This is a genomic window from Shimia marina (assembly GCF_001458175.1).
Classification (GTDB): domain Bacteria; phylum Pseudomonadota; class Alphaproteobacteria; order Rhodobacterales; family Rhodobacteraceae; genus Shimia; species Shimia marina.
On record NZ_CYPW01000041.1, the window covers coordinates 1 to 3,803 of the forward strand.

General features: G+C 52.2%; 7 protein-coding genes. 3 read left to right on the forward strand and 4 right to left on the reverse strand.

The features are described from left to right. Positions 1 to 160: 160 nt before the first annotated feature. From SHM7688_RS19220 to SHM7688_RS20240, 3 genes are read right to left on the reverse strand one after another with little or no spacing between them, the layout of a single operon-like run. Positions 161 to 1,192, reverse strand: a complete 1,032-nt coding sequence (locus SHM7688_RS19220; protein WP_058241586.1) for a site-specific integrase — start codon at positions 1,190 to 1,192, stop codon at positions 161 to 163. After that, complete coding sequence (locus SHM7688_RS19225) at positions 1,182 to 1,379, reverse strand: hypothetical protein (protein WP_058241587.1); 198 nt, start codon at positions 1,377 to 1,379, stop codon at positions 1,182 to 1,184. The genes SHM7688_RS19220 and SHM7688_RS19225 overlap by 11 nt, the downstream gene beginning before the upstream one ends. A gap of 11 nt (positions 1,380 to 1,390) precedes the next feature. Further along, positions 1,391 to 1,558 (reverse strand): Arc family DNA-binding protein, encoded by a 168-nt coding sequence (locus tag SHM7688_RS20240; protein ID WP_083499129.1) that lies wholly within the window; start codon positions 1,556 to 1,558, stop codon positions 1,391 to 1,393. 82 nt (positions 1,559 to 1,640) lie between these two features. Here SHM7688_RS20240 and SHM7688_RS19230 point away from each other — a divergent pair, with 82 nt between their 5' ends. Next, complete coding sequence (locus tag SHM7688_RS19230; protein ID WP_058241588.1) at positions 1,641 to 1,967, forward strand: Arc family DNA-binding protein; 327 nt, start codon at positions 1,641 to 1,643, stop codon at positions 1,965 to 1,967. A 32-nt stretch (positions 1,968 to 1,999) separates the two neighbouring features. Here the strand turns inward: SHM7688_RS19230 and SHM7688_RS19235 are convergent, their stop codons facing one another. After that, positions 2,000 to 2,608, reverse strand: a complete 609-nt coding sequence (locus SHM7688_RS19235; RefSeq protein ID WP_058241589.1) for a hypothetical protein — start codon at positions 2,606 to 2,608, stop codon at positions 2,000 to 2,002. Between the two features lie 438 nt (positions 2,609 to 3,046). On the opposite strand from SHM7688_RS19235, the gene SHM7688_RS19240 reads away from it, so the two are divergent. Next, positions 3,047 to 3,280, forward strand: a complete 234-nt coding sequence (locus SHM7688_RS19240; RefSeq protein ID WP_144432647.1) for a hypothetical protein — start codon at positions 3,047 to 3,049, stop codon at positions 3,278 to 3,280. Between the two features lie 119 nt (positions 3,281 to 3,399). After that, complete coding sequence (locus tag SHM7688_RS19245; protein ID WP_058241591.1) at positions 3,400 to 3,774, forward strand: hypothetical protein; 375 nt, start codon at positions 3,400 to 3,402, stop codon at positions 3,772 to 3,774. Positions 3,775 to 3,803: the final 29 nt, after the last annotated feature.

The following is a 3,803-nucleotide window of genomic DNA, read 5'->3' on the forward strand; positions in this document are numbered from 1 at the left end:
CAAGTCCGTTTACAATTTTCCCCTTTAAAATCAACGAAATTTTCCGGATTGCAAATCCGTGTACACCGGTTCGATTCCGGTACTCGCCTCCAATAAAATCAATGGCTTGCGTCATTCCCCCTCTCCTTCTCTACGAATTTTGAAACAAGCGTTGAAACTTTCACGTTTCGATCTTGCTTCGTTCCATTTGGTTTCTTGCTTCCTGAGCGCGCTTCGCCAACTCCCGCTGTCGGATCGGTCCACCGTATTTTTTCAGCATCTCAACGCCTGAGTGACCGGTAACGGCCTTGACCATTTCGTCATCACATCCGGCCAAGTAGAGCTCGATCGTCGCATTCTTCCGCAAACCGTGGGTTTTGTAGTAACCAGCTTTCTCGTGCTTCATCTTCTTTTTGATCGCACGCATTTCCTCAGCGACGATGCGATAACTGACGGGCTGCCCTTTGGTATTGGTTACGACCGTGCCTTCACCACGCTCACAACCGTTCAAATGCTCTCTGAGCCGGTCGGTCAAAGGGATCCAAAGCGGCTTATCGGTCTTGCCTTGTGTAAAATCGAACCCGTCATCGGAAAAATGTGCCCACTGCATTTTGACGACATCGCCGATGCGTTGGCCTGTTCCGATGCAAAGTTCGTAGACAAGCCGCGCTCGCTTTGAGGCCAGAGCTTCAAATTCTTCGCGGACATCGTCCGGCCACGGCTCCCAACCATCACCCTCTTGTTTGAATAGCGGAATGCCCTTTGCCGGATTGCCGTGCTCCTTCTTGATGAAGCCGATCAACCGGGCGTGGTTCATCAAAACAACCATCACCTGCACCAGATAGTTCGCCTGCCGCCAACGCGAAGCATTGGCGCGGTGCAACTCGTAGATATGATGGGTTTCGATCCGTGCTGGATCTTTCTCGCCCCAGATCTCTCGGATGTGGCTGATGTATTGACGATAATCTGATCGTGTGCGGGGCTTCAGCTTCTTATAGGCGTCGCTTTCATAGTAGCTGAGTATCAGGGCTTCAAAGCTGCGTTTGACCGGCGTTGGCGCAGGCTTACCTCTAAGCAACCTATTGTAGTGATCCCAGAACTCAGGGGTTCCTGGTTCCTCATGCATCATTACAGATATGCCACGGGATCTTCGCATGAAGCGTAGGTAGCCCCTGTCATTGTAGACATATTTAGGCAGGCTCTTACGGGTCATTGACCATTCTCAAGTCGCTGGACAGGAAGTCGTCAGCGACCTCGGGGTCAACCATCCCTGCATCAACCGTGACGCTGCCATCTGGCTTGATCTCAAACTTCGCTCGCAGCCAACCAGCTTCGCGTGCCTCTCTTATGAATGCCGAAGCTGCCTGCTTGGCCTTGGTGTGAACACTGGCATTTGACATGAAAGCCTCCTTCAGCAGGCATGCGCAGATGATTGAATGGCAAGCCGTTGGTCCTTGGCAGCCCGGATCGCACGAATAATCTCGGAGTTTTGCGAACTTCCATTCCGATTAGACTCAGCTTTGATCCATTCCTTCAGCTCTTCAGGCAGCCGCAGTTGCATTGGCTTTCGACAATTCATGAATCACCTCTTGATTACAGACATTCGATTGATGGCATTTAGCCACTATTGCGTCAATTGATTTTTATGGCAACGTGCCATCATGCCTGAGAAAGCCCAGAATCAAGACAAATTCATCATCCGCCTGCCGGACGGCCTGCGGGATAGAATTCGTGCTGCTGCCGACAAAAACCATCGCAGCATGAATGCGGAAGTAGTTGCCTTGCTTGAAGAAAACTATCCCGCTCCCACGCCTGAAAAGGTTACAGAACCTGCTGCACGCATTCTGTTGTGGCTCGCCGCACGGATCCGCCGACGCAATCCAAATCCGGGTTCTGTAAGGGAACGCCAAGCGGCTCTTTATGAGAATATCGCTGGAGATATCATCAATCGCATGACGGCTATCGAAGATGAAAGCGGACAACGCTAGAGGCGAGCGAAACCACCAATAGAACGTGACGCTTAGTACGCCACCCACTCATATCCATGATTACCTTCATGATCTTCCCATTCGACGCCGACACCTCGTCGCCAGTTGGAAGAAGAGCACTGCCGTGAGGGCAGCACCCAGCTTGGAGCTAGTTCCGGGCGTGTGTATTGCCAGCCAAACTCACCCTGCTCCCCGTAGGTTCCAAGACGCATGTAGAATTGCTCTGAGCATCCTTCATCCCGGCCACGCCGCCGATGGCTATAATGACGCACATCCCAGACGCGGATCGACCTGACAAAATCGAATTCGATCCCACTGATGTCGATATCAGCGCCACCTCCTTCCGATCCTTGAGCGAAGATCACTTGCGCTTCGCCGGGTCGACTTTGCAAAGGCGCGTTCATCGAAATATCCATCGGACATCGCCAAATTTGCAATGGTGGCTCGATTGGCCAGGGTGTGATCCGCCGGATGAACACCGCTCGCGCATGGGTGCATTCTGCAGATGCTGGCCATCCTCCAGCCAGACAAAGCAAAATGGCACAGTCCACTGGAAAAGCTTTGGCCGCCGGAGGTGCCGCCAGTGACACCAGCACAGCCAGGACCTTGCCAAGTCCAATTCTGATCTGGGCGGGTTTCATGGGCTTCTCCAGACGACAATATTATAATCCTGAAGTGCATCACCGAGCAGGCGTCACGGTCAACCGCAATCGCCCCGTGACGTCATTTTGTGGGAAACACTCCTCGGCTCACATCCCCAAGGGCTTCGTCACAGATTGCTGTGAGCTATTGAGGTGGATCATAATTCATAGGACCAATGGTTCTCAAAGACATGCCCCTAACCGATGCGCCCTAAACGCAAAACGTCAGTACGTACGCGTTAATCACCCCCGCCCAATATCCAAGCATCGTAGCGGAATATATTCCGTGGGTGGCTCCTGTCGCCTGCACAAACAATCACCCCAAACTGACCGGACAATATTGATGAGCACAAATATCGGTTCTCCTGCACCGCTCGACAGCACGGAAAATTTTGACTCCAAAGCAGCCCAGTTTATGGAGACACGGCAGGCGCAGAAATGCTGATGATTGCCCGAACCATCGCTACCAACCTTCGAGCGGACGAACTTGAAGCACTGGCGACATTGGCCGAACCCGGATCCAGCGACAAGATACCAGAATTGAAAGTTGTCCAGTCACTTCTGAAGCTCCGCTTGCTTGAAACCAGACCTCGAACACAGTCTTTCCAGCTAACAGATCTGGGCCGCTTAGTCGCGGCCGAGACCAAGGCATTTTGCCCTGCCGCCCTCTAAGAGGGCGATGTAGCGACTGAGATGCTCTCGCTTGGGTTGACGTAAGGTGACTTCGCTTCAACAGTCGAACCTATCAATTCGGAGAACTCATCTCCCCCAACGCAAGTAGAGCGCCCTCGATGAAGCAAACACTATCAGAAGCACAAAAAGAGGATGTGCTGGAGCATCTTGCCGCGCTTCAAAATGCAAACAGATTTGAAGAAAACTCCCGAAAATACAAGATTCTAGAGTACTTGGTAAAAGCCGAACTAGAAGGCAACGGCGATCGGCTAAAGGCCTATGCCATCGGCGTGGACGTTTTAAATCGAGGGTCCAGCTTTGACCCATCAACCGACAGCATCGTCCGAGTTGAAATCGCGCGGTTGCGTACAGCGCTTGAACTTCACTACCTGTCCAACCCATCGAAAATTCGCTTTGAAATTCCAAAGGGTATGACCCAGCCCCTTGATCCGGGCCGTTTGGATGTAGAATCCGTTCCTGTTTCTTTCTTGTGATTAGGTTGCGGTCAAGGCCTGCTGAGCGG

Excerpts from the sequence above, each read along its gene's own strand:
- SHM7688_RS19220 (WP_058241586.1), bottom strand. The coding sequence starts at position 1,192 with ATGACCCGTAAGAGCCTGCCTAAATATGTCTACAATGACAGGGGCTAC.
- SHM7688_RS19225 (WP_058241587.1), bottom strand. The coding sequence starts at position 1,379 with ATGTCAAATGCCAGTGTTCACACCAAGGCCAAGCAGGCAGCTTCGGCA.
- SHM7688_RS20240 (WP_083499129.1), bottom strand. The coding sequence starts at position 1,558 with ATGAATTGTCGAAAGCCAATGCAACTGCGGCTGCCTGAAGAGCTGAAG.
- SHM7688_RS19230 (WP_058241588.1), top strand. The coding sequence starts at position 1,641 with ATGCCTGAGAAAGCCCAGAATCAAGACAAATTCATCATCCGCCTGCCG.
- SHM7688_RS19235 (WP_058241589.1), bottom strand. The coding sequence starts at position 2,608 with ATGAAACCCGCCCAGATCAGAATTGGACTTGGCAAGGTCCTGGCTGTG.
- SHM7688_RS19240 (WP_144432647.1), top strand. The coding sequence starts at position 3,047 with ATGCTGATGATTGCCCGAACCATCGCTACCAACCTTCGAGCGGACGAA.
- SHM7688_RS19245 (WP_058241591.1), top strand. The coding sequence starts at position 3,400 with ATGAAGCAAACACTATCAGAAGCACAAAAAGAGGATGTGCTGGAGCAT.